Raw genomic sequence first — 25,924 nt, forward strand, 5'->3', positions numbered from 1 at the left:
CATCCTACGATTTTGATATCTTATTTAGCCTACTACGTAGATCTGCGGGAGCAATATAATGAGTTGTTCGTCTTATTTTTATAGGAAGAAATATATTCATTGCCTCAAGCTCTCTAAGTAATTTTCTGGCTGTATTTTCACTAACATCATATATATTTTTAACCGATTTCACTTTAAACAATCTTCCGGGTTCTTTTACACCTTTTTTGATTAAATCTTTCTGAATGAAGTTTAGCTTACTTTTATACTTTGCATTTTCCAACACATCGACAATTTCATAGAATTCTTTTGTTTTTACTTTTAAACACTCTTGTAATTCATCAAATGCGTTTAGAATAATATTAACATTAAAATCGATAAAATAAGTTAAATCTCCATAATCCTTTTGAACATAAAGATATGACATACCATAGTCTTTAGCGTACTCCTTGATAACCTTGCTTATTGAAATATATTCAAAGATATCATATCCATTCTTTAGCATATACCAGTAAAATATCGCCCTTGCCGTTCTGCCATTCCCGTCTCTAAATGCGTGTTCATACCCCATCATAAAATGAAGAATAATCGCTTTTATTACTGGTGGTATAAACCTCCTGCCATCCTCGCCATTATGATTTGCGTTAGCAAAAGCGCATAATTCTTCTAACCTATTTTCTAACTCCTTATAGTTTGGCGGGTAGAATAATGGATTGTCATCATTTCCAATGTAGATATCATTACTGCATCTAAATTCACCCGGTATATTTTCGTTTTCAGATACACCATTAGTCGCTATTCTGTGAAATTCAAGCATCAGATCCCTTGTAAGGGGTTCTTGTTTTCTTTTATCCGCTAGCTTTAACAGCATATAATTATTCAGAATCATTCTCTCATCAGGAGTGCTGGGCGCTAATTCTTCCTCTAGCATTTTTTTTGCGTCAGCTCGGGTAGTTGCTGCACCTTCCAATTGAGCGCTGGTGATGGCTTCTTCCATCAGTAAAGATGATACTAAATAATTCTGTTGAACGTTACCTGATGCTTGAGATCCTGCAATTGCGGCGACTTTACCTGCACCAAGTTGTACAATTTTGTGCAACTTTGGTTCTAGTGAATCATGTATACAAAAACTAAACTCATTCCCGCTTTTATCAAATAAGCCCGTACTTTTTTTTACCTGATCTCTACAGAACTTTACCGCATACCAGATGTGTTCAGCTTCTTTACCAGGAACTCGCCACTTAAGCTGACTCCAATGAAGGTATCTTCCTTGTTTATCAACAATATTATATTCACTGAGGTATTCCCCGAATTTAACAAAATCTAAATTTGAGAAATCAAGTTTAGGTGATTGTTCTACCGGATGTTTTGCCATGTTACCTCACATTTTAAAATTTGATGTATAGGTAAGTATGACAGTAAATCCTTAAAGAAACCAACACGAATAAACCAGATTCATGAACTGTTTGAAACGGAAGATTTATTTTATAAAAGACTTATATAAAACTTTAAAGTATCTTAAATACCATTATAAGCTTCAAATAGCACTCTTAAACTCTTATACTTTCATATCAGATTTTGGTAAAATAAGAGGTATAATAAAGACTCTTAACTATAAAATTTAAACTTAATAGGTGTGTTTGTGGCTCTAATACTTTATACCGAATCGGAATTGCTAGCAGAACTTGGGCACCGCCTCCGTGAGCACCGGTTACGGCGTAACATGCTCCAAACAGAGCTAGCGCTCAGGAGCGGTATTTCCGTCTCTGCGCTCAAAAAACTTGAAGGCAGCGGGCGGGGCACGCTTGAGAATTTCATGAAGGTCGTCTTTGCTCTGCGGCTGGAGAACGCAATTAAGTCCCTGTTTATGCTACAACCGACTAGCATTGCACAGCTTGAAGCCATGAAAGCACCAGTTCGCCAGCGCGCCCGGCAAACCCAACGTTCATCTCGGAAACCCTCCGGCAATGGCCGCGCTCATCAATCAGGAGACGCAAAAAAATGACGACGCGAAACTTTCAATACCGGTCACTGGATCGACTACAAGTGATCTACCGCGGTCGTGGGGAACAGTGGGTGTTGGGCCATCTGGCCGAAAGTACTGTACGTGGCCGCTATTTATTTGAGTACACCCATGAAGCTCTTGATAGTGGCATCGAATTCTCGCCCCTACAACTGCCACTTTCTACAGAGACTTACGCGAATTTTGAGCACTTTCAGGACTGGCTCCCTGGCTTCATCGCAGATTCCCTGCCGGATGGCTGGGGACGGCTGCTTATGGATCGGTTCCTGCGCCGTAATCATGTCGATCCCGGCCGGATTTCCGTCCTGGAACGCCTGGCATTGCTGAGCGATAACACAATGGGGGCTCTGACCTACCAACCTGCTCTGCCTTTACCGGACGACCAAGAAGACAAATATAGTATTCTAAACTTGACCGGGCTGGCTCAACAGATCCGTCAGGAAGTCACCGGTCAGGATTCGGAGGCACTGCGTGAACTTTTCCTGCTTGGCGGCTCGCCTCACGGAGCCAGACCCAAAGCACAGGTAGAATACAATCCATCCACCGGCCAGATGAAAACAACTGCATTCCCAGAAAGTGAACCTTGGTTGGTCAAATTCCCCGCAGCAGAGGAGAATCCTTGGGTCTGTGCCCTTGAAGAAGCATATGCCTGTACTGCCAGAATAGCGGGCATTGATTTCCCCACAAGTCGCTATTTCCGCCTTGGAGGGGAGCTTGCTGCTTTCGGTGTCCAGCGTTTCGATCGTGAGAATGGAATGCGGGTGCCGGTACTGAGTATGGCCGGCGCCCTACATGCCGACTTCCGATTACCCTGTATGGATTACATAGATATCTTACGGGCGACGGGCTCCATCACGCGCACTGTTGTTGCGCGAGAAATTCAGGCCCGGCGTATGGTGTTCAACGTGTTGATGCATAATCGTGATGATCATGTGAAGAATTTTTCCTTCATTTTGAATGAAAACAATGAGTGGGTAGTGTCTCCCGCCTATGATCTGACCTTTGCGGACGGACCCGGCGGACAACATCAAACCTCGGTGACCGGCTACGGAACCGATATCACCCGCACCATGTTGTTGAAAGTTGCCAAAGATGCAGGCATCGCGCCGGCCAGAATGAACAATATCATTGATGAAGTAGCGGATGTCGCCGCCAACTTCTCTCATACTGCACGGGATGTCACTGATGATATTCCCACTGACGAACTCCGTCAGGTCACAAACTGCATTAACCGAAATCTGTCCTGCCTCAAACGATAAATATCAAAGTACGAGCCTTCTGAATTCTTCTGTTAATCAGAAGGCCCCGGCGGGAGGTACTGCACATCAACCGCGTCTTGACCGTCGCCTGAAAAGGATTACAACCCTAACTCAGATAATCCAGGATGATCATCAGGACGGCGACCTAAAGGCCAATGGAATTTGCGTTCAGATTCTTTTATCGGAAGATCATTAATGCAAGCATAGCGGTTATACATCAAGCCATCTTCGTTAAATTCCCAATTCTCATTACCATATGAGCGAAACCAGTTACCGGAATCGTCATGCCATTCATAAGCATAACGAACCGCTATTCTATTCTCAGTAAACGCCCAAAGTTCTTTAATTAAGCGATATTCATGCTCTTTCGCCCATTTTCTGGTTAATAAATCCTGAGCTTCTTTTCGGCTATCCACAAATTCAGCACGATTACGCCAATGGGTATCCAATGAATAGGCCAATGAAACTTTTTCAGGGTCACGGCTATTCCATCCATCTTCCGCTAAACGGACTTTTTGAATAGCAGTTTCTCGGGTAAACGGCGGTACCGGTTGGCGAATTTCTTTTGTATTAGACATATTGTCTCCTAATTAAATTTTCCATTAACTCACATCGTATTTATTCAGCAATGCCCCGGCAATATTCATCGCCTCTAAAGCATAGTGTGTATCATTCATCATATGCGCAGTTGTAATAGCGCCTTCTATTAAGAGTAGAAGCTTCCTCGCTAAATCCACCGATGAATCTAGTGATATTTCTTCACAAATAGAAAGTATGTAAGTAAAAACTTTCCCTTTATGTTCCTTAGCAATTCTTCTTACCGGATCATCAGGATTAGGGCGTTCACCGGATGTATTGATAAATGCACATCCTCTAAAATCATCACTTGCGAACCATCTTTGTAATACCAGAAAAATATTCAGCAATTTTTCTTTAGGCGTTTTATATTCGGCTATTGATGTGGTAAACCACCGCATCCATCGTTCATCTCGCCGACGAAGAACTTCTTCAATCAGCCCCTCTTTCGTACCAAAATAACGATAAATTGTCTTACGTGAAGAACCTGTCGTACGCGTTATCAGATCAATACCTGTCGCCGCAATCCCCCTTGTGTAAATCAACTCCTCTACAACATCCAACATGTTTTCCCTGATGTTGGGCACCTGCTCACCTTCCATGTTTTTCATGGTAGAACGATCATTCTCCATAGTCAACCTCTTTACTAAAAAAATAGATTTAAATTGTTATCCCTATGATTTTAAAAACAATTATTAATATTCACCGCCTTTACCATCAAAGGTGCTCATTACCATATGAAAACGCCTTTTAATAATGATCTTATCAGAGACATGAAGAGATAATATTAAATTTTCTGCTATCCTTATCTTGATTATTATATTAATTAAAAAATAGAAATTTATTTTTAAGAGGAAATAAACAATATCATTAAATTATTTTAATAATCTATTTCGCCTATTTATTGTAAATTAATTTTAATTAAAATAATTAGGAATATTATTAATTAATATATAAAAACACCACTGATAATTAGGAAAAAATAAAATGAAGGGCGAATACCGCCCTTCTGTCAACCACCAGCTAATTTAACTGTCATACCTTTGGCTTCAAGTAACTGTTTCAATAAATCCCTTTTATCACCCTGAATTTCTATTTCACCATCCTTTACTGAACCACCACAGCCACATTTTTTCTTCAATTCAGCCGCCAGCTTAACTAATGCCTGATCATCAGCATCAATTCCGGTAATTACACAAACCCCTTTTCCTTTACGGCCACTGGTTTGACGCTGAATACGAACAATACCATCCCCTTTTGGACGCTGAGGTTTAACCGTTTCTTCCTGAATGCGGCCTTTTTCTGTGGAATAGACTAGACGCGAATTATTATCTTGCATTAACAACTCCCACAATAGATTGATTAATCTGACGCAATGCTGCCGCAGGATCGGCGGCACGGGTAATCGGACGCCCAATGACCATATAATCAACCCCAGCCAATACCGCCTGTTCTGGCGTCATGATACGGCGCTGATCGCCCGCATCACTGCCCATCGGTCGAATACCGGGAGTAACTAATTGAAAACTCTGACCACAAACCTTTTTCAGTTGCTGAGCTTCATGCGCAGAACAAACCACACCATCTAGCCCACATGCCTGAGTCAGTTTTGCCAACCTTTCTGCCTGTTGTGCTGGTGTCATATCAATACCAACACCTTGTAGATCCGATTGTTCCATGCTGGTTAATACCGTGACAGCAATTAACAATGGCGCATCATAACCATAAGGTAACAACGCCTCTTTCGCCGCTGTCATCATTCTGGCACCACCACTAGCATGTACGTTTACCATCCAAACCCCCATCTCAGCAGCAGCAGCTACCGCTCTGGCGGTAGTATTAGGAATATCATGGAATTTCAAATCCAAAAATACTTCAAAACCACGTTGGTGCAGCAATTTAACAAACTGCGGACCATGAAGGGTAAACATCTCTTTACCTACTTTCAGACGGCAATCCTGTGGATCAATTTTGTCGGCAAAAGCCAGCGCCGCATCCTGATTATCGTAATCTAAAGCAACAATGACAGGCGAGCTAATCTGTCTACCGAACGATGTTAAGGTATGAGATGTCATTTTTTTAACCTTTTTGACTAACAAAGCAATATTATGATGACGCTATGTCACTGACCATCTAATCCACGGATCGGTTTAATTGAGTCCCACGAACGACATGATGGACAGTGCCAATAAAGTGAATGAGAAGTAAAGCCGCATTTATGGCAGCGATAATTGGGTTTAGTACGAATTTGCTCACCAACCATGTCCCTTAACAAGATAATACTTTCTTTCGCTCGCCCCTCTTCTGCCTCAGCCAAATGGTAATCCATAAGGCGATAAAATAGGCGCATGGTCGGATGACGCTTTAATCGATGGTTGATATAAACTTGCGCGACTTCATGCCCTTTTTGCTGCTCGATAATATCAGCCAGCAAAAGTTCCGCCGTGGCCCCACAATCTTCCTCTACACAACGTCTCAGGAAATCTTCCCATTCATCAATCTGATTCAGATGCTGGTGACACTCCTGGAGAATAGGCAACACCTCACTAACCAACTTTTTATCTTGCTCAAGAACAGATTTTAAAGCATCCGCTGCTTTCATGTACTCTTGTCGGGCCATAAACAAGCGACCCAACATGATAGAAACTCTGGCGCAGTTTTTATCTGCCTGAACCGCTTTACTGAGATAACCGATCGCCTCATCAAGATCATCACCGCTCATCTCCTGTAAAGCGAGTTCACAATAAAAATGGGCAATTTTTTCCCGTAAATCATGTTTGCCAGATTTAACTAATTTCTCAGCGATATCAATGGCCTTTTTCCAATCACTGGTTGATTGATAAATAGTCAGAAGTGATTGAAACGCATTTTCCCGAAAATCTTTTTCATTCACCAACTGAGCGAACATATTTTCAGCACGATCATACAAACCCGCAGACATATAATCGCGGCCCAATTGTTGCGTCGCAAGCAGACGCTGATCAAATGTCAGAGAAGCGCTTTCCATGAGAGATTGATGAATGCGGATAGCCCGCTCTACTTCCCCTCTGGAACGGAATAGATTCCCCAAAGTCAAATGAGCTTCAAAAGCGGAACTATCTTCTTTAAGCATTTCAAGAAACAGATCCACGGCTTTATCTTGCTGGTTTGAAAGGAGAAAGTTAACTCCGTCAACATATTCCCGTGATAAGCGATCAGCATTTTGTTGCTTATCCTGTTGAGCACTCCTGCGCCCCATATACCAGCCATAAGCAGCGGCCACAGGAAGCAACAGAAACAACAGCTCTAACATAGGAGTTTATTCCTTGCTAAGTGCAAGCGATGAATGAGCAACCGAAGACTCAGCAGGTTGCTCCAGTTGCGCTTCGAGTCGCTTAATCTTTCGTTCAGCTCTTCCTAATGACAAACGAGCACGAAAATAAAATAATCCACAAATAACCCAGCCTAACACGAAACCACTGGCAAACAATACAGCCAAAAGTGTAGATACAGAGTAATTCCCTTTAGCAATCAGATAGTTAAATGTAACAATTTGATCGTTATTTGATCCCAGAGTCACCGAGATGACAAAGACCACCAATACCAGTAATAAAATCAGAAAATATTTCACATTTTTTCCTGTTATCTATTGTTGCTTGGACATTATGCTGGATAACGGCTCATTAAATTAGCATTTCCAGTCTGGATAAAGGAAGCAATTTATCATGATAAATGCGCCTTTCAGCTATTTTACGCTATCTTCCCGTCGATTAAGTGTAAATAAGAAGCAATTACACCGCCAAATCCTTTTTATCGTCAATCACCCGCCATTTTTCTGTGAGATAACAAATAACCATCACTAATACCGCACTAATTAACGTTGATGTGATAATATCCTGCGGCCAATGCATACCTAATGCCATCCTGCTAATCAAAACACCCATTGCCCATACCGTCACAATTATAGATAAAATATAGCGACGACGTGGCCATAAAAATCCCACTAAAAGTAGTGACAAACTTGCAGCAAACAAGGTATGCCCAGAAGGAAAAGCATATCCGGTCTCTCTTTTCCAATGAGTAAGTTGCCATTGTGGAATACGGTCATCAGCTTTTAAATAGCGTTGCAACACCTCGGCCCGCTGTTTTCGCTGGTGCTGATAAAACTCACCTGTTGGCACCCGATAGCTTTTTTCTAACCAAACAACATAGGGGCGAGGCTCTTTAGTGGTATTTTTTACCAAAACCTTTATGCCTTGCCCCGTTAAAAGGAGCATCATAACAATAGCGACCAATATTACCCCCTGTCTGGCCGAAGTAGCGAACAACAGTAGCAGCCCTAAAATAAAGAACAGAAAAACCAGATAACACCACGGCTTACCAGAAGTATTAGTAATCCAATACAGGATTTCAAGCCATAAATATTCGCCCATAGGTTGCCATTGCCAACCCACCATCAATACTGCTACAGGTGGTAGTAATAAAATCAGAGTTGCGATAATAATGGGTTTGGTAAATTGATTCATATCTAACACCAGAGACTATTTTTATACACATTTTAAAAACCTGTTCAGCGTTAACATGTTAGTGCCATAGCTGCCATTTATATATGATTATTTGAAAGTTTTTAACAGATAATTTGCGGTAAATATGGCAGAATACGCCGCACTATAATCAATCAGAGAAAATCTTTTACGCAGTGTCCGCTGATTTCCCAGACCGATATTGTTTTCCACATCTATACCTTATGGATTTCAAGATGCATCGCGACGGCAAGGGAACGAATCCCCGGGAGCATAGATAACTATGTGACCGGGGTGAGTGAGCGCAGCCAACAAAGAGGCAATTTGAAAGATGACGGGTATATGTCTTGTAACGAGTCTGAATCAACATATGAACAATAAAATGCAATTAAAACGAGTCGCTGAGGCCAAGTTACCTACTCCCTGGGGCGATTTTTTGATGGTCGGCTTTGAAGAAATCGCCACAGGCCAAGATCATGTCGCATTAGTATACGGTTCTATTTCTGGCAATGAGCCTGTTCTTTCTAGGATCCATTCGGAATGCCTGACCGGTGACGCCCTGTTTAGTTTACGTTGTGATTGCGGATTTCAACTTGAAGCCGCCCTTGCCCAGATTGCTAAAGAAGGACGAGGGGTTCTACTTTACCATCGGCAAGAAGGTCGTAATATCGGCTTAATCAACAAGATTCGGGCTTACGCATTACAAGATAACGGTATCGATACTGTAGAAGCTAACCATCAGTTAGGTTTTGCCGCCGACGAACGTGATTTCACCCTATGTGCAGATATGTATAAATTACTCGGCGTTCAAGCTATTCGTCTGCTGACAAATAACCCTAAAAAAGTGGAAATTATGACCGAAGCAGGTATTAATATTGTAGAACGTGTTCCATTAATAACCGGCCGGAATCCTAATAATGCTTATTATTTGGACACAAAAGCCAAAAAAATGGGTCATTTGTTACCTGAGCAAAATTAGTTTTTCAGTAAGATAGCCGGAAAAGACGGCACTTAAATAATCAGTGCCGTCTTTAGTATGGTGTAAAAATTATTTCAACATGTGGCGAATGACATAATGCAGGATACCACCGTGGTGGAAATAATCTAATTCAGTTCTGGTATCAATACGACATTGAGCATTAATGATTTCCTTACGCCCATCCATATAAGTCACTTTCACCGGCACAATCTGTCCCGGCTTAAGGTTATTCATCCCTTCAATATCAATTGTCTCATCACCTTGCAGATTTAGCGTCTTACGATTTACGCCCTGAGGAAATTCCAATGGTAATACGCCCATACCAATCAGGTTCGAACGGTGAATACGTTCAAATGATTCAGCAATTACCACTCTAACTCCCAATAATCGAGTCCCTTTCGCTGCCCAGTCGCGGCTCGAACCGGAACCATATTCTTTGCCCGCAATAATAGCTAATGGTGTTTTTTCTTCCTGATAACGCATAGCCGCATCATAAATCGCTAATTGTGTCTGCGACGGAATATGGCGGGTATATCCTCCTTCTACACCAGAAATCATCTCATTACGGATACGGATATTGGCAAACGTTCCACGCATCATGACTTCATGATTACCGCGCCTTGATCCGTAGGAGTTAAAATCTTTAGGTTCAACGCCATGTTCTTGAAGATAACGCCCTGCCGGGCTGTCAGCTTTGATATTCCCCGCCGGAGAAATATGGTCCGTGGTGACAGAATCCCCAAGAATAGCCAATATATTCGCACCGTGAATATCTGTTATCGTTTCTGGCTCTGCTGTCATCTCACTAAAGAATGGCGGATGGCGAATATAAGTAGAATCAGGCTGGAAGTGATAAGTTGCCGAGCTAGCAACATCCAGCGATTGCCATATTTCATCACCGTCAAAGACTTCCGCATACTCTTTGTGAAACATATCAGCCTTAATTTGATCAACGGCTTTAGCAATTTCTTTGCTATCAGGCCATATATCCTTCAAATAGATATCATTGCCTTGTTGATCTTGACCAAGAGGATCTTTAGTCAAATCCTTTTTCATGCTGCCGGATAAAGCATATGCCACAACTAGCGGCGGCGACGCTAGCCAGTTAGTTTTTATCAGAGGATGGATACGACCTTCAAAGTTTCGGTTGCCAGAAAGGACGGCACCGACGGTAAGATCAGCTTGCTTAATCGCCGTTTCAATAGATTCAGGCAAAGGCCCAGAATTACCAATGCAAGTTGTGCAACCGTAGCCAACTAGATTGAAGCCCAGTTTCTCCAGATATGGCATCAAACCCGCCAGTTCAAGGTAATCCGTCACCACTTTCGAGCCGGGTGCCAGTGAGGTTTTCACCCACGGTTGGCGTTTAAGCCCCCTCTCAACCGCTTTCTTCGCCAATAAACCCGCAGCCATCAGTACACTGGGATTAGATGTGTTGGTACAGGAAGTTATCGCGGCAATGACGACAGCTCCCTCTGCTAACTCGTACTTCTGGTTATCCTGATTAACTGGCGCTGAAACGGCTTTCCCCTGGGATTTATTCATTTCCAGATCAACGGCTGATTGAAATACTTGAGGTACTCGCGCTAAAGCCACTCTATCTTGTGGACGTTTCGGTCCAGCGAGGCTCGCTTCCACTGTTGACATATCCAGTTCAAGACTGCTGGTAAATACCGGTTCATCACCAAGATTTCGCCATAATCCCTGAACTTTACAATAGGCTTCCACCAGCGCAATCTGCTGTTCTGTACGCCCTGTCAACCGCATGTAGCTCAGGGTAATATCATCTACCGGGAAGAAACCACAAGTTGCACCATATTCTGGCGACATATTGGCAATGGTTGCCCTGTCTGCCAGCGGCAAATCAGCTAACCCATCCCCATAAAATTCAACAAATTTCCCGACCACGCCATGCTTACGCAGCATCTGAGTTACTGTCAGTACAAGATCTGTTGCGGTAATCCCTTCGCGTAACTTGCCGGTAAGTTTAAAACCCACTACATCAGGAATAAGCATGGAAACAGGTTGCCCTAACATAGCCGCTTCAGCTTCAATACCGCCTACACCCCATCCTAAAACACCGAGGCCATTGATCATAGTGGTATGAGAATCGGTACCAACCAAGGTATCAGGATAAGCCAGCTCCCGCCCATTATGCGTTTCATGCCAAACTGTTTTTCCCAAGTATTCCAAATTTACCTGATGGCAAATCCCAGTTCCTGGCGGAACAACACGAAAACGGTTAAATGCTTTTTGCCCCCAACGCAGAAAGAGATAACGTTCATAGTTCCGTTCCATTTCTAATTGAACATTTTGTTCAAAGGCTTTTTCCGTGCCGAATTTATCCACCATAACTGAATGGTCAATAACCAAATCAACGGGTGATAGTGGATTAACTTGTTCAACATCACCACCAAGACGCTGAACCGCTTCTCTCATAGCCGCTAAATCAACAACGGCAGGAACACCGGTGAAATCCTGCATCAATACACGCGCTGGCCGGTAAGCAATTTCTCTGTCTGCATGACCAGTATTCTGCCAATCAACAATTGCTTTCAAATCATCATCAACAACAGAATTGCCATCAATATTGCGAAGAAGATTTTCCAGCAGAACTTTCATGGATTTGGGTAAACGGGAAATATCCCCCAAATGTTTAGCAACCAGTGGTAAGCTGTAATAATCATATTGTTTACTTGCAGCGGAAAGTGTTGAAACACAAACCTTTTTCAAATCAAACGACATAACTCCTCCTTCTTCTTATATTGGCATAACTCAAAACCACCTTAACGATAATGGCACACATTAAACATAACATATAAGCAAATATTTGTTTTTTATTACCGCACAATGGGTCAATTCAGAGTATCCATCAGAATTTCAGTAATAAATTTTGATAATTTAGTCGGGTAAACAATCGAATGATAATCAGATAGAATTAGCTCGCTAACAATTCAATTGGATTCAATTTATCAATTAAAAAAACAAGGACAAAATAATGGATATAAAAAACGCAATTACACATAACCAGGAACATATCGCAAAAATCAATGAAGCTAATACATTCTTTCACATCGACGACACTTATTTTAATATAGAAAATACCAATAAATATAACGAAAAAGATGGTTTAGTTCAGTTCATTATAGCCAAACAATTATCTGATAACCCAGAAATTATAGAGAAAACTAATAGTTTAAGTAAAACATTAATTGCACTCTCCTCCATCGCAACCAATTATGTCAATAAATACGCGGAAAAATATGGAGAGCAATATAAAACAGATATGGACTTTTGGAGTAAAGTGGTTAACAAGTTACCTCTAATGGGCACCAGCAAAGTTGAATCGAAAAATTACACCGATTCATTAAATGGTTTAAGCATCTCAAAAAGTTTCCTTAATTTCATTATGAATGTGGTTGTATTCGAAAATACAGATATGCTGCCAGATTTCGCTAAGTTCCTTACTAAACAAGGGGAAACGATTCGTTTAGGTATACGGAAAAATAAAGGCTTCTATTCTACTGTAACACTGACGATTGCGATCGATACCTTGATTGTAGGAGATAAGACCGTATATATTCCGAAACTAAAACTCTATCGGGTTAATTTTGATAGCACTAATTCAAACTTTTTATCAAGTTGTGCTTCCAATGAAAATGTCAACGTTGATTTTGAGTATTCATCCTTAATATCGGTCCTAGACTATGAAGCACTCGAAGATCCTGAGATTAAAGCCAGTTTTGATAGTTTCATTAACAAACAAAGAAAAACATCAATAGAAGAGTCCGATGACTTCTTCAGCGGTGAGTTTGAACCCATCTGATAAGTAAATTTAGGGAGCTAATAGCAATATTAACTCCCTAATTATTTCATTATACGATTGGTAATTTGATATCTTTGAACATAGCTTCGATATCTTCATTTGAGCGTAAAGCAACTGCTTGATCAATAACATCACGCGTCAAATGAGGCGCGAAACGCCACATAAAGTCATACATGTAGCTGCGTAAGAAACTACTGCGACGAAAACCAATCTTAGTTGTGCTATAGCCGAATTTATCACGCATATCAATGCAAACCAGATCTTTATCCTGTACCGGATCAACCGCCATGTTGGCAATAACTCCCACACCTAACCCTAACCGGACATAAGTTTTAATAACATCAGCATCCGTCGCAGTGAAAACAATTTTAGGTTTTAAACCCACTTTATCGAATGCAATATCTAACTCAGAACGACCAGTAAAGCCAAATGTATAAGTGACCAGTTGATATTCAGCTAATTCTTCAATTGAAACGCTCTCTTTACCTGCCAGCGGGTGATCCGACGTCACCACCAATGTCCTGTTCCAATGGTAACAAGGCAACATGACCAAATCTTCATATAAATGCAGGGCCTCAGTTGCAATAGCAAAATCAGCATTACCTTTACTCACAGCTTCAGCAATTTGCGTTGGCGACCCCTGATGCATGTGTAAAGAAACCTGCGGATAACGTTCAATAAAGCCTTTAATCACAGGAGGTAATGCATAACGGGCCTGTGTGTGGGTAGTAGCAATATATAGCGAACCACGATTCGGATAAGTATGTTCACTAGCAACTGACCGTATTGCATCAATCTTAGATAATACTTCACGAGAAATTCGGACAACCTCTTCACCTGCGGGAGTAACATGCGTCAGGTGTTTACCACTACGGGAAAAAATCTGAATACCTAATTCATCTTCAAGCATTCTGACTTGCTTACTTATCCCTGGTTGAGATGTATACAATCCTTCTGCCGTAGATGAAACATTAAGGTTGTGGTTTACCACCTCCACGATGTAACGAAGCTGTTGCAATTTCATATAAACACCATCCCAAAATAAACGCTGTGAACAATTATGACTTAGAAACCTGGACTGATATTGCTGTTTGCTATTTATTATAACGAATAGAAATAATATTGTTATCGCATATAACCACTATAACACGATTATATATTTATATAACGAATAATCTAAAATTCATAATGAATGTTTAGCGCGATTCTAATTCATACATTTTAAGATACTGCCTATAGACGAAAAAAGCCAACCTATAAGGTTGGCTTAATAGAAGAAAATAATCCCTTTTCTAAGAAAAAGAGAGTGTTGATTCTGTCAAAAATTGCTACTTTTTATCTTTCTCAACCCATTTTCCATCAACATAAAACACACTCCAACCCGTTGCCTTGCCATTTTTCTCCGAAGAAGCATATTGCTGTTTAGTTTTACGGCTAAAACGGATAACTGTTTTATTGCCTTCCGCATCCGCCACAGGAGCATCAGCCAAATAACGCAATTTCTCCGGCAGACGCTCTTTAAAACGCGCTAGCTCTTCTACCAGTGGCGCTCTGGTCTCTCTAGATTTAGGGAAAGTATTCGCCGCTAAAAATACGCCAGCGGCACCATCGCGCAATACAAAATAGGCGTCAGATTTTTCACAAGGAAGCTCTGGTAACGGAACCGGGTCCTCTTTTGGCGGCGCGACTTCCCCACTACGCAATATCTTGCGAGTATTTTTACAAGTTTCATCGGTACAGCCCATGTATTTACCAAAACGCCCCATTTTCAGGTGCATTTCAGCGCCACATTTATCACATTCGATAACAGGACCGTCATATCCCTTAATGCGAAATTCGCCCTCTTCCACTTCATAACCATCACAAGCAGGGTTATTACCGCAAACATGTAATTTCCGTTGGTTATCAATAAGGTAGCTGTCCATCGCCGTACCACATTTTTTACAGCGACGACGGGCGCGCAATGCGTTTGTTTCCGCCTCATCCCCTTCCAAGATATTAAGAATTTCATTCTCAGGGATAAGGTTTATCGTCTGTTTACAACGCTCTTTTGGTGATAACGCATAGCCAGAACATCCCAGGAAAACGCCAGTAGTTGCTGTTCGAATGCCCATAGAGCGCTGACATGTCGGGCACTCAATAGAGGTAATTACCATCGGATTGGGCCGCATACCCCCCTCTTCCGGCTCTTTATTGGCGACGTCTAGCTGTTCACTAAAATCAGTGAAAAACTCATCCAGAATCCCTTTCCATTCGGCTTTATTACTTGCAACCTGATCAAGCTGATCTTCCATTCGCGCAGTAAAATCATAACTCATCAGCTCGTTGAAATTCTCTTCCAGACGATCAGTAACAATCTCCCCCATTTTCTCTGAGTAGAAACGGCGACTCTCTACGCGAACATAACCACGCTCCTGAATTGTAGAGATAATGGAAGCATAAGTGGATGGCCGACCAATACTACGTTTCTCCAGCTCTTTCACCAAGGATGCCTCACTGTAACGTGCCGGTGGTTTGGTGAAGTGCTGGCTTGGGATCAGTTGTTGCAAATCAAGTTCTGTACCAATTTCAACAACTGGCAACGTGTGGTCTTCATCACCTTTGCGCAATACAGGCATCACTTTTGTCCAGCCATCAAAACGCAATGTACGACCTTTGGCTCGCAATTCAAAATCACCCGCTTGTACAGTCAATGTTGTGGAGTCGTATTTCGCCGGAGTCATTTGACAAGCCACAAACTGACGCCAAATTAGCTGATACAGCTTCTGTGCATCCGCATCCATATCTTTCAGTTGTTCTGCCATGATATCAACACTGGAAGGACGAATCGCTTCATGCGCTTCCTGTGAATTCTCTTTACTGCTGTAAGTATTGGCTGCTTTTGGCAGGTATTTATCGCCAAAATTATCACTGATATAACCACGAACCATATCCAGCGCATCCTGACTCAAGTTAGTTGAATCAGTACGCATATAAGTAATATATCCGGCCTCATACAAACGCTGAGCCATCATCATGGTCTTTTTAACACCAAACCCTAAACGCGTGCTGGCTGCCTGCTGCAATGTAGATGTGATAAACGGCGCACCCGGTTTACTGGATGTTGGGCGATCTTCACGATCGATCACCTTGTAACGGGCTTTTTCCAGCAAAGAAACAGCGGCTTGGGTTTGTTCACTATTAACCGGCTTAAACGGCTTACCCTGCTGGTGGGTCACTTCCATATGCAGTGAAATTTCACCTTTCGCCAGCAAATCAGCATGTAATTGCCAATATTCCACCGGCACAAACGCTTTAATTTCACGCTCTCTTTCTACCACAAGGCGTACCGCCACCGATTGCACACGACCGGCGGAGAGCCCTCTGGCGACCTTCTTCCACAGTAGCGGAGAAACCATATAACCCACGACTCGATCCATGAAACGGCGAGCTTGTTGAGCATTTATTCGGTGAATATTCAATTCACCCGGATTATCAAATGCCTGCTTGATGGCATTTTTAGTAATTTCATTAAAAACAACCCGACTAAAACGGCCACTATCACCGCCAATCACTTCCCGCAAGTGCCATGCAATGGCTTCTCCCTCGCGGTCAAGATCCGTTGCGAGATAAACATGATCAACTTTTTCAGCCAGTGATTTTAGCTCTGCCACGACCTTCTCTTTGCCCGGCAAAATCTGATAATTCGCTTCCCAACCACGGTATGGATCAACCCCCATACGGTTGACTAATGCAGCTTTCTCATCTTTTTTAACCTTCTTCTTAGACTTATCGGTAGATGAGCTCGAACTCTTTTGGCTGGCTGAGCCACTGGTCGGCAAATCACGGATATGACCAACGCTGGATTTCACCACGTAGTCACTCCCCAAATATTTGTTGATTGTTTTGGCCTTTGCCGGGGACTCCACTATTACAAGAGCTTTACCCATAGTTATCTTTACCTAATTATCTTTTCAGATGGTGGAATTCACTGCGCCATATCACGGTATTTAAAACCTCTTTTTATATTGCGATAGATTCTCAATATATCAACTTATTTTTATTCAGTTGATTCCCCCGAACTCGAAACATACTGAATTATCTAAGGTATTTTAGATACCGCCCATGAGCTATGCAAATGAATGAAGTGATCACCGTAAACAAAATCTTCCATCTGCATGATGAAAAGTTCACACTCTACCTGATAAAAAATGATGCGCAACAAATTATTTTTGATAAGGACAGAAAAAGGTAGAAACAGAACAACACCGATTAAAGGGAAACAATGGACTAAAAAAAGCCAGCGATATTATCCACCAACGTGAAAATTTTATTCATAGAATGTATATAAATAGCGTAGAACAAGAAGGAGATGTATAAGTATTGATGGTGAATCTTTTCTAAGCGAAAATGGTTTACCCACAGTCAAAAGTACTGCCATTTTCAATATGTTCAAACACCTGACGCATATCCTATCGAAACAATATTATCTCGAAAATTAATGACAAAAATTTATTGAGCAATGAATAGGCAGATATATGAAAACGATATAAAAATATATCTGCCGGGTATATAAAACACCGCTGATGACAAACTACAGGTATTAATTACACTTCTAAGGTGAGATCAGAGAAAAAACCCGCCACCAAACGATTAAACAGCTCTGGTGCTTCCCAGAATGGCCCATGCCCTAAGTTGAGCAAGTTATACACCCGACCAGTCCAAAGATTTTTGTAGGTTATCCCGTTAATGTAATCAATATTAACAAATAAATCTTCTGCACCATTAACGATAGCCAGTGGTGTTGGGTTTGTTTCAACCAATAACCGTTGATCCATAACGTCCGGTGAAACCGACGCTTCAGACATATACTGCCGAGCCAAACCATCGGTCCGCGCTACTGCGGCTCTTAAAAATGGCTCACAAAGTGCGTCTTTTCCATACAACGCCAAGGTATAATCTGTAATCTCCTCTTCTGTCAGCGAAGCCTTACCAGATATTGCCATAAACCGGCTTGGTTTAAATCCAAGACTAACATTCTCTGCACCTGGGCTAACCGGCGGCGTGCCACAAATCATTAGCCCAACAATCCCTGGGAATCGCGAAATCAGCTCCAAACCGATATGTCCTCCCAGTGACCATCCGAAAACAGCAACTTTATCGATGCCTAATTTTTCCAGTACTTCAATGATGCAAAGGGCATAGCCAGGTATCGAATAGGTCCGGCGAGGGTCCACTGCATTTGATGAAGCACCGTGCCCGGGTAAATCAATAGCTAAAATCCGGTATTCGTCACCAAAACAGTTAATTTGATGGCGAAAAACCTCTTTACAACTTGAATTACCATGTATAAGGAGGACCGGTAACCCATCACCTCCCGTATCAGCAACAGAGATGACAGCATGACTGGTATGAATATCGTATTGTGAAGTAGCCATAATACTTTATTTCCTTATGAATATTATTATAAGTTGCCATTCTTCGAGGATTTGCATAGTGCGTTTAAAGATGCCAATAGCGCTGTACAAAAATGACTTGTACTTGCTTGAAGATCAGCCAGGCAAAACAGATAAACGCAAAGCCAGAGTATCAACTATTGGTGTAGAAAAGCCTGCTGCTCATCACAAGCAGGAAGGGGGATGTAAAGCAAATTATGTAACACCTGTAATATTTTAACAGGGCCAAAATAGCTGGTTTTTCAGTGGAATAACATCATGAGAATAAGCGTCGTTCTGTTCAATTAGCACATTACAATTAAGCAATATATCGAGGCGTCCCTGAACGTCGAAATAGAACGCCTTAGGATACGCCAAGATAATTGATCCAAAATAGCAGATTTAATTAAAGCAGAGGCTTCTCCCCTCTTTGCCACCAGCGCAATAACAGTTTATCAATACTTTCCATTGCACTGCCGGTGAAACGCTCTACCATGCGTTTACGGCGTGTATAACTGACACCAATAACTTCACAATTATCTATTTGAGCAATCAACAGATCATCGCTGACACCAATTTCGTCAATTAATCCCTTCTCTTTCGCCTGTGAGCCGTACCAATATTCGCCTGTCGCCACACTTTCCACGTCAAGTGATGGGCGATGTGTATGGATAAACGCTTTGAATAGTTCGTGAGTCTGATTCAGATCTTCCTGAAATTTTTTCCGTCCCTGCTCTGTATTTTCTCCTAACACAGTCAGTGTGCGTTTATATTCACCAGCCGTATGGAGTTCTACATCGATATCATTTTTCTTCAATAGTTTATGAATGTTCGGAATCTGAGCGACCACGCCAATAGAACCAATAATAGCAAAAGGTGCAGCAACTACACGATCAGCAACACAAGCCATCATATAGCCTCCACTGGCAGCAACTTTATCTACGACGATAGTCAAGCGAATACCTTTCTGACGCAAACGGGCAAGTTGAGAGGCCGCCAATCCATAACCATGCACCATACCTCCAGGACTTTCCAGACGTAGCAACACTTCATCTTTTGCATCTGCCACGGCTAGAATTGCGCTAATCTCTTCACGTAATGAATCGACTTCATGTGCATCCATACTCCCTTTAAAATCCAGTACATAAAGACAAGGTTTCTGTAACCCTTTATGACCGGCCTTAGCATCACTTTTCTTCTGCTTAGATTCGAGCTTTTGTTGCTTATTAAACTCTTTCTGCCAGATTTTCCCTTCCGCTTCTGTCATGCGCGCCCGCTGCATTTGACGCTGTTTATCCCGATATGACTCACCGAGATCGACGAGTTTCAATTCTCCTTTTAGCGAAGATTTCCGCATTCCTATGCCGATACCGAATATTGCCAGAGCAATAACCGCCAACACCAGCGTAACTACTTTGGCTAAAAACAACCCGTAAAGAGATAAGTACTCCACAAAATCCACCTTTTTTTAGACTATGAATTTACAATAAATACATTTAATTTTTTCATTTAAAAACAATATATTATAATTAATTAGTATTCAATAAAAACGAATATGTACAAAATAAGAACGTTCAGTATATCGATCTCGGTAGCTAATTCTACACCATTAGATGGAGAAATGGGGGACCAGTTCAAAAATGAAGAATAGATTGCAGAATCACAAAAAAACCGGTGTTTCAACCAAGCACTATGACTGTTACAACTACCTGATCGCTACGACTATCTGAAAGAAAAGAGAGAAATTATTGAACAATGGAAAAGTAAACTGCTATCACTGTGAGTAAAGAATAAGGGGTAAATAACCCCCATCATTATGCTGCCCTTAATCAATGATATGTCACCACCTACGGTTATTTTAGATACAAAAAAACCGCAATTAAGCGGCATATATGAAAAAACTCACCGAAATGGATTTAGTTGTATAATTTGTCTTTGCTTATAATATTAACGATATGATGACAACAATCATGAGACATCGAGTTCGGTTCCCACCGAGAAAGTTCACTCATAGAAAGATGTGTAACACTCCAAGGCTTAACACCATTAATCCCAATTCCACCCTCTGTCAGCACATCGATAAATTTATGCCGCATGGTGTCATACACCCTAACATCAGCTAATGCTATTATTCCGCTCGCCCACAATGTACCACCAGCAACACTTTGAATATTATCGCAAATAATATGATTGTGCTTTAAGACTAGCCTTCTGTATATTGAACGCCCCAGACCTGCTGCCTGATAATCTGGCGAAATAAATGCCCCCTTTATCTGCTTGCCTGTCTTTTTTATACCATCGTCATAGAAATTAAAATCATTGTATGCAATGCGACCTATTAACTCATCCTCATCAGGATTGTTCATGTCAAGATCTATTAGATACTGAATAATTTCTTGTTCATCGTAACCACTATCAAGCATCTCAAGAGACTGAGACTTATAGTAATCTTCAGTGAAGCATCCTAATCGAATGATCCCTATGTAGTAATGATACTCGCCACCACTTAAGAGGTATTCAATTACCTCTAATAAATCACCATCTTTTGATAAGTGATAGAACTTCTCTACAATCTCTTCTTTTATACAGTCAGGTTTTCTACTTAAATCTTTAATATATGAATCGTTCAGATCAGGGGCCATCTTTATCTCAACTATACACTAGCAACAGGGTTATATTTCTGAATAAAATCACAAACAGTTTTTTCAATATTGATATTTATTGAAGACAATCTATCTTCCAATTCAGGATACTGATATGCCGGATTTACAAGATATCTTATCTTGTCTTTACAAACAGTAAGTTCAGCATATGGGATCACCTTGAACTTGCTTGAGTTGTCTATGTTTTCAACAGTAACGATAAACAATTGACGCTTAATATCAACTCTACAGCTTAAGCGTCTAACAGAAAACATCCTCTGTGATGGCTCATCAAAAAAAGAATTGATAACTTCCGTTGAGTGGCTAATGGTCTGTATAGACCTAGTATGTTCAGTTCTCATATAGCCCCCTAACATTATGAAATTGAGGTGAATAGCGCTTAGCATGATACAAATTTATATCACCTAACATGATAATAGTCGCATTGAACCTCTAGTTCAACAAATTTAACAACCCGCCGCTTGTACAGCAATAGCCCAGTCATAATCATGATCCCGACCAACTTCCGCTACTTAAGTTGCCATTACGACATTGAACAGAAAATCTCATGTAAGGCTTACTTCTATACTGGTAAAAATAACTCTGCTTCGATTTCGTCAGAGTTATGCTAATGTGCCAGTACCTTAAATGCTTCTCTCATCGTAAAAACCACCAGTGTTAACTGATGGCTATTAGCATAATTCAGGTTGGCTTCAACTAAATAAAATCGTTACATAGCTCTTGTAAGCTATTAATAACACGTCCCACATGGAAACCATCACAAGCAGCATGATGCACCTGAATTGCCAAAGGCAACTGAGTTTGATTTCCATTTTGGTAAAACTTTCCCATTGTAAATATAGGCGGAAAATAATCCGTAAAACTCGCCATGTTCAAGTTAAATCCATCAAAACTTACCCACGGCACTGATGATATGTGAAAGTGGTTTTCAGGTAGTTCTGGTTTAGAAAAAAAGCAAAAATCATCTTTATAGGTTTCATAATCAGCAGAATAATTTTTCATAAACTCTGCCAAATCAGAATTGAACTCAGTCCAAATCGCCGAGAATGTTTCGGTTTCCTTATGAAAGATTGTATACGCAGGATTTACATCATCCCATACAATTAATTCTTCATCTTTTATAGCCATTCTGAATTCAGAGTAAGAGTTCACAACTTTAGATATTAAATAAATCATGGTTGGGTAGAATTGATATCGTTTTTCTACCAACGTAGATAACAAATGGGTAATATCAATTTTAGTTGTTAGACTAAATCCGCATTGCACGACATTACGGTAATGCAAGAAATGCTCTTTCCTATCCCAGAGTTCTATATCAACCTTTGAGTAATTCATGTTTTCCCCTTCTAATGTAAGATTTAACAAATCAATTAAATTAGAAGGGCTGTTCTCTCTGTTTGTATTGGGATCATAATCACTCCGGTACGAAATTAGATTAAATACTCAATCTCTGATGAAGAAAAATTATACATTAGCTAAAAACAAATAACTACCAACACAGCATTATCTTTACAAATCAGACAACAAGAAACTCCGCACCATAAAAACTTACGCAAACCGCTATAACCTGCCATGTTTCTCCGTTTATCTCCTGAGCAATCAACCTTGGCAAATTTGACTCAATATATAACTTTCTGTTTTGATAGCCCGAACGGCCTCCGACGGTAATAAATCGCGCCGTCAATAACAGGAAATCTTCAAATGTTACATTACCAACCAAAACATGACCTTCTACAACAACGCATTATTTTAGTGACAGGCGCTGGAGAGGGTATTGGCCGTGAAGCGGCTTTAACTTACGCCCGTTATGGCGCACAAGTGATCTTACTTGGCAGAACAACGTACAAACTGGAAGCTGTTCAAAAAGAGATTGAACAAGTAGGTGGTGCTCCCGCAACTGTTTACACAATGGATCTGCTTACCGTCACAGCCGAAGAGTGTCAGACATTCGCTAACGATTTAGCACAACATTATCCGCGTCTGGATGGCGTATTGCATAATGCCGGTTTATTGGGAGTTGTCGCACCGATGGCAGAGCAACCCGTCCAATTATGGCATGACGTTATGCAAATCAACGTCAATGCGACCTTTATGTTAACCCAAGCCTTATTGCCGCTATTATTGCAGTCACCCGACGGCTCATTAATCTTTACCAGTTCGAGCGTTGGTCGCGAAGGTCGCTGTGGTTGGGGAGCCTATTCTGCCTCTAAATTTGCAACCGAAAGCATGATGCAAGTTTTAGCAGAAGAATATAAACACACTTCTCTGCGCGTTAACTGCATTAATCCCGGCGGTACACGCACAAATATGCGCGCCCGCGCATTCCCTAACGAAAATTCTGCTAAACTGAAAACACCGGCAGATATTATGCCGCTGTATCTTTATCTTATGGGCAGAGATAGTCTGCATAAAACAGGCATCAGTTTTGATGCACAACCCGGACGCAAAGCAGGGCCAGCCGAATAATGACAATCAATGACAGCCAACATCAAAAAAGGCAACAACGCCTAAAAGAAAGAGTGGATTCCCGTATTGAAGCCGCCCAATTAGAACGAGGTATTCTCATTGTTTTTACCGGCAATGGTAAAGGCAAAACCACCGCTGCATTTGGTACCGTGACCCGTGCGATAGGTCATGGATTTCGTGCCGGTGTGATCCAGTTTATTAAAGGTACATGGGAGAATGGCGAAAAAAATCTACTAGAACAACATGGAGTGAATTTCCATGTTATGGCGACAGGTTTTACTTGGGAAACTCAAAGTCGGGAAACCGATACTGTAGCCTGCCGTCAAGTATGGCGTCATGCGTTAGAGATGTTATCTGATCCCGATTTAGATCTAGTTGTCCTGGATGAACTGACTTATATGGTGAGTTATGGCTATCTTCCTCTGGAAGAAGTTATTACTGCGCTCAACCACCGACCGGAACACCAATCCGTTATTATCACCGGTCGCGGTTGTCATCGTGAATTATTGGAAATGGCAGATACCGTCACAGAGATGCGTCCGATAAAACATGCCTTCGACGCCGGTATTAAGGCACAAAAAGGGATCGATTGGTAAAAAAAGGTCCCGTTATGACACGAGACCCAGAAAACTTAACGGCCTTTTGGTGCGGTTGTTCGCCCCGCTTTCTGGCGTGAACTGCCCGGACGTTTTCCTGCCGATGGACGCGATGCGACTTGAGCATGGCGTTTAACCGCTCGGCGGATTTGGTTAGCTTTAAGGCGACGTTGATCAGGTCCCACTGCCACTTTGGAAACCGTCTCTTCATTCAAATCCACTAATTGGCGTAAATAGTTAGTCTGCTCCAGACCCAGTTCTGTCCATCCCCCGCGTGGTAAGCCTTTTGGCAAACCAATATCACCATAACGCACACGAATAAGACGGCTCACCTGTACACCAACTGCTTCCCAAAGACGACGAACTTCACGGTTACGTCCTTCTGTCAGTGTGACGTTATACCACTGATTCATTCCCTCACCGCCTTTAAACGCGATAGTGCGGAATGAGGCGGGACCATCTTCCAGTTGAATGCCCTTAGCCAGTTGTTTCAATTTAGCATCATCAACTTCACCAAAGACACGAACAGCATATTCGCGTTCAACTTCACGGCTTGGGTGCATCAAGCGATTAGCTAGCTCACCATCCGTGGTAAATAGCAACAAACCACAGGTATTTACATCCAGACGCCCAACCGCTATCCAGCGGGAACCTAACAATTTAGGCAGACGATCAAAAACCGTTGGCCGCCCTTCTGGATCATGACGAGTACAAAGCTCACCCTCTGGTTTGTAATAAGCCAGAACACGGCAAACCGCTTTTTGTGATTCTTTGATATTTAATATCCGACCATCGAGACGGATTTTCGTGGCGGGCTGAACTTCAAGGCGATCACCTAAAGTCGCAATCTTACCGTCAACACTGACGCGCCCTTGTTGAATATAACCTTCTATTTCGCGGCGGGAACCGTGACCGGAACGCGCGAGAATTTTCTGTAACTTTTCAGATTTCTGTGTCTTACCGCTCATTGAGCAACCTCTGTTGTCGCCTTCACAGGCGTCGTGTTATATATCAATCAATACGTTAATAGTGGAATTCAATCATAACAAACTGATTTTAATACATTTTATAGCGTAGAATGCTAGAAAATAGCTCATACATTCTAATCCGTGGCCGAGCATTCTACACTAATTTCAGACACAATGATTCTAATCCAGCAATTCCCATCACGCTAAAACTGAAAACATCATGGCTGGCGTAAGGGAACAACATCTCCATCCTTATCGCGATTTACCGACATTTAATATGACGGATTCCCCATTATCAGAATTAAAAAACCCAGCACCGATCACATTTCATACTACCCATTCTGACGATCAATTAGTTACGCATTAAAATGGTTCAATAATGTAACTATTAAATAATCAATATTCTCTGTGGTAAATGGTCATTTTATACCCGAAGCCTGACCGCAGATGCTCAGGTCACTTATTGGTTAGCATCACTGACTTTTTAACACTTAAATTAAACAAAAGGGATAGTACGATGAGTAAACGCAACAACTCGGTGGCGAGAGGCACGAGTTATCTTTTAATTTACCTGACGGCAATTCAGCCGCTACACCCGGCGATTGCTGCGGGGATCACACCGGACAATAACCATACGCAGGTACAAAATCAGGGCAATGTCCCGGTTGTCAAT

General features: G+C 41.6%; 25 protein-coding genes. 8 read left to right on the forward strand and 17 right to left on the reverse strand.

Annotation, left to right across the window (positions count from 1 at the left end; translation table 11 throughout):
- Window positions 1-4: 4 nt before the first annotated feature.
- Entirely contained in the window at window positions 5-1,354 is a 1,350-nt protein-coding gene (locus EAE91_RS07720) for a Fic family protein (RefSeq protein WP_214087968.1), read from the reverse strand.
- A gap of 441 nt (window positions 1,355-1,795) precedes the next feature.
- On the opposite strand from EAE91_RS07720, the gene EAE91_RS24135 reads away from it, so the two are divergent.
- Entirely contained in the window at window positions 1,796-1,984 is a 189-nt protein-coding gene (locus tag EAE91_RS24135) for a hypothetical protein (RefSeq protein ID WP_244868724.1), read from the forward strand.
- Window positions 1,981-3,261, forward strand: coding sequence for a type II toxin-antitoxin system HipA family toxin (locus EAE91_RS07730; protein ID WP_214087970.1), 1,281 nt, complete (start codon window positions 1,981-1,983; stop codon window positions 3,259-3,261). The genes EAE91_RS24135 and EAE91_RS07730 overlap by 4 nt, the downstream gene beginning before the upstream one ends.
- Window positions 3,262-3,359: 98 nt before the next feature.
- Here EAE91_RS07730 and EAE91_RS07735 read toward each other — a convergent pair whose 3' ends face one another.
- The 7 genes from EAE91_RS07735 to pgpB form a co-directional block, all read right to left on the reverse strand.
- Window positions 3,360-3,839 (reverse strand): nuclear transport factor 2 family protein, encoded by a 480-nt coding sequence (locus EAE91_RS07735; RefSeq protein WP_214087971.1) that lies wholly within the window; start codon window positions 3,837-3,839, stop codon window positions 3,360-3,362.
- A 24-nt stretch (window positions 3,840-3,863) separates the two neighbouring features.
- On the reverse strand, window positions 3,864-4,469 hold the full coding sequence (locus EAE91_RS07740) for a TetR/AcrR family transcriptional regulator (RefSeq protein WP_214087972.1): 606 nt from the start codon (window positions 4,467-4,469) through the stop codon (window positions 3,864-3,866).
- Between the two features lie 380 nt (window positions 4,470-4,849).
- On the reverse strand, window positions 4,850-5,176 hold the full coding sequence (yciH, locus tag EAE91_RS07745) for a stress response translation initiation inhibitor YciH (protein ID WP_214087973.1): 327 nt from the start codon (window positions 5,174-5,176) through the stop codon (window positions 4,850-4,852).
- Window positions 5,166-5,912, reverse strand: coding sequence for an orotidine-5'-phosphate decarboxylase (gene pyrF, locus EAE91_RS07750; protein WP_214087974.1), 747 nt, complete (start codon window positions 5,910-5,912; stop codon window positions 5,166-5,168). Before pyrF ends, yciH begins: the two co-directional genes overlap by 11 nt.
- Before the next feature lie 47 nt (window positions 5,913-5,959).
- The gene (gene lapB / locus EAE91_RS07755) at window positions 5,960-7,129 is read right to left on the reverse strand and encodes a lipopolysaccharide assembly protein LapB (RefSeq protein WP_214087975.1); all 1,170 of its coding nucleotides are present in this window, start codon (window positions 7,127-7,129) and stop codon (window positions 5,960-5,962) included.
- 6 nt (window positions 7,130-7,135) lie between these two features.
- Window positions 7,136-7,447 (reverse strand): LapA family protein, encoded by a 312-nt coding sequence (locus EAE91_RS07760; RefSeq protein WP_214087976.1) that lies wholly within the window; start codon window positions 7,445-7,447, stop codon window positions 7,136-7,138.
- A gap of 160 nt (window positions 7,448-7,607) precedes the next feature.
- Entirely contained in the window at window positions 7,608-8,342 is a 735-nt protein-coding gene (gene pgpB / locus EAE91_RS07765) for a phosphatidylglycerophosphatase B (protein WP_214087977.1), read from the reverse strand.
- 379 nt (window positions 8,343-8,721) lie between these two features.
- Between pgpB and ribA the strand changes: the two genes are divergently transcribed.
- Window positions 8,722-9,318, forward strand: a complete 597-nt coding sequence (gene ribA, locus EAE91_RS07770) for a GTP cyclohydrolase II (protein WP_214088000.1) — start codon at window positions 8,722-8,724, stop codon at window positions 9,316-9,318.
- 69 nt (window positions 9,319-9,387) lie between these two features.
- On the opposite strand, the gene acnA is transcribed toward ribA, so the two are convergent.
- Window positions 9,388-12,063 (reverse strand): aconitate hydratase AcnA, encoded by a 2,676-nt coding sequence (gene acnA, locus EAE91_RS07775; protein WP_214087978.1) that lies wholly within the window; start codon window positions 12,061-12,063, stop codon window positions 9,388-9,390.
- A 253-nt stretch (window positions 12,064-12,316) separates the two neighbouring features.
- Between acnA and EAE91_RS07780 the strand changes: the two genes are divergently transcribed.
- On the forward strand, window positions 12,317-13,144 hold the full coding sequence (locus tag EAE91_RS07780) for a hypothetical protein (RefSeq protein WP_214087979.1): 828 nt from the start codon (window positions 12,317-12,319) through the stop codon (window positions 13,142-13,144).
- A 49-nt stretch (window positions 13,145-13,193) separates the two neighbouring features.
- Here EAE91_RS07780 and cysB read toward each other — a convergent pair whose 3' ends face one another.
- Entirely contained in the window at window positions 13,194-14,168 is a 975-nt protein-coding gene (gene cysB, locus EAE91_RS07785) for an HTH-type transcriptional regulator CysB (RefSeq protein WP_214087980.1), read from the reverse strand.
- Window positions 14,169-14,472: 304 nt separating this feature from the next.
- The gene (gene topA / locus EAE91_RS07790) at window positions 14,473-17,073 is read right to left on the reverse strand and encodes a type I DNA topoisomerase (protein WP_214087981.1); all 2,601 of its coding nucleotides are present in this window, start codon (window positions 17,071-17,073) and stop codon (window positions 14,473-14,475) included.
- 432 nt (window positions 17,074-17,505) lie between these two features.
- Between topA and EAE91_RS24730 the strand changes: the two genes are divergently transcribed.
- Complete coding sequence (locus tag EAE91_RS24730) at window positions 17,506-17,625, forward strand: DUF2498 family protein (protein ID WP_339918525.1); 120 nt, start codon at window positions 17,506-17,508, stop codon at window positions 17,623-17,625.
- A 105-nt stretch (window positions 17,626-17,730) separates the two neighbouring features.
- On the opposite strand, the gene EAE91_RS07800 is transcribed toward EAE91_RS24730, so the two are convergent.
- Entirely contained in the window at window positions 17,731-18,561 is an 831-nt protein-coding gene (locus EAE91_RS07800; RefSeq protein WP_214087982.1) for an alpha/beta fold hydrolase, read from the reverse strand.
- 58 nt (window positions 18,562-18,619) lie between these two features.
- Between EAE91_RS07800 and EAE91_RS07805 the strand changes: the two genes are divergently transcribed.
- The gene (locus EAE91_RS07805; protein ID WP_214087983.1) at window positions 18,620-18,799 is read left to right on the forward strand and encodes a hypothetical protein; all 180 of its coding nucleotides are present in this window, start codon (window positions 18,620-18,622) and stop codon (window positions 18,797-18,799) included.
- 165 nt (window positions 18,800-18,964) lie between these two features.
- Here the strand turns inward: EAE91_RS07805 and sohB are convergent, their stop codons facing one another.
- The 4 genes from sohB to catA form a co-directional block, all read right to left on the reverse strand.
- A complete protein-coding gene (gene sohB / locus EAE91_RS07810; protein ID WP_214087984.1) occupies window positions 18,965-20,011 on the reverse strand; it encodes a protease SohB in 1,047 nt (348 codons plus the stop codon).
- Between the two features lie 463 nt (window positions 20,012-20,474).
- Entirely contained in the window at window positions 20,475-21,200 is a 726-nt protein-coding gene (locus EAE91_RS07815) for a hypothetical protein (RefSeq protein ID WP_214087985.1), read from the reverse strand.
- A gap of 11 nt (window positions 21,201-21,211) precedes the next feature.
- Window positions 21,212-21,562 (reverse strand): hypothetical protein, encoded by a 351-nt coding sequence (locus EAE91_RS07820; RefSeq protein WP_214087986.1) that lies wholly within the window; start codon window positions 21,560-21,562, stop codon window positions 21,212-21,214.
- A gap of 355 nt (window positions 21,563-21,917) precedes the next feature.
- Window positions 21,918-22,556 carry a type A chloramphenicol O-acetyltransferase gene (gene catA / locus EAE91_RS07825; RefSeq protein ID WP_214087987.1) on the reverse strand — a complete coding sequence of 213 codons (639 nt, stop codon included), beginning with the start codon at window positions 22,554-22,556 and terminating at the stop codon, window positions 21,918-21,920.
- Window positions 22,557-22,922: 366 nt separating this feature from the next.
- On the opposite strand from catA, the gene EAE91_RS07830 reads away from it, so the two are divergent.
- Both EAE91_RS07830 and cobO read left to right on the forward strand, forming a co-directional pair.
- Entirely contained in the window at window positions 22,923-23,687 is a 765-nt protein-coding gene (locus tag EAE91_RS07830; RefSeq protein ID WP_214087988.1) for a YciK family oxidoreductase, read from the forward strand.
- Window positions 23,687-24,283 carry a cob(I)yrinic acid a,c-diamide adenosyltransferase gene (cobO, locus tag EAE91_RS07835; RefSeq protein WP_244868725.1) on the forward strand — a complete coding sequence of 199 codons (597 nt, stop codon included), beginning with the start codon at window positions 23,687-23,689 and terminating at the stop codon, window positions 24,281-24,283. Before EAE91_RS07830 ends, cobO begins: the two co-directional genes overlap by 1 nt.
- A 35-nt stretch (window positions 24,284-24,318) precedes the next feature.
- Here the strand turns inward: cobO and rluB are convergent, their stop codons facing one another.
- Window positions 24,319-25,251, reverse strand: a complete 933-nt coding sequence (gene rluB, locus EAE91_RS07840; protein ID WP_214087989.1) for a 23S rRNA pseudouridine(2605) synthase RluB — start codon at window positions 25,249-25,251, stop codon at window positions 24,319-24,321.
- Window positions 25,252-25,924: the final 673 nt, after the last annotated feature.

The sequence above is a fragment of the Photorhabdus noenieputensis genome (assembly GCF_018448935.1).
In the GTDB taxonomy this organism is placed as follows: domain Bacteria; phylum Pseudomonadota; class Gammaproteobacteria; order Enterobacterales; family Enterobacteriaceae; genus Photorhabdus; species Photorhabdus noenieputensis.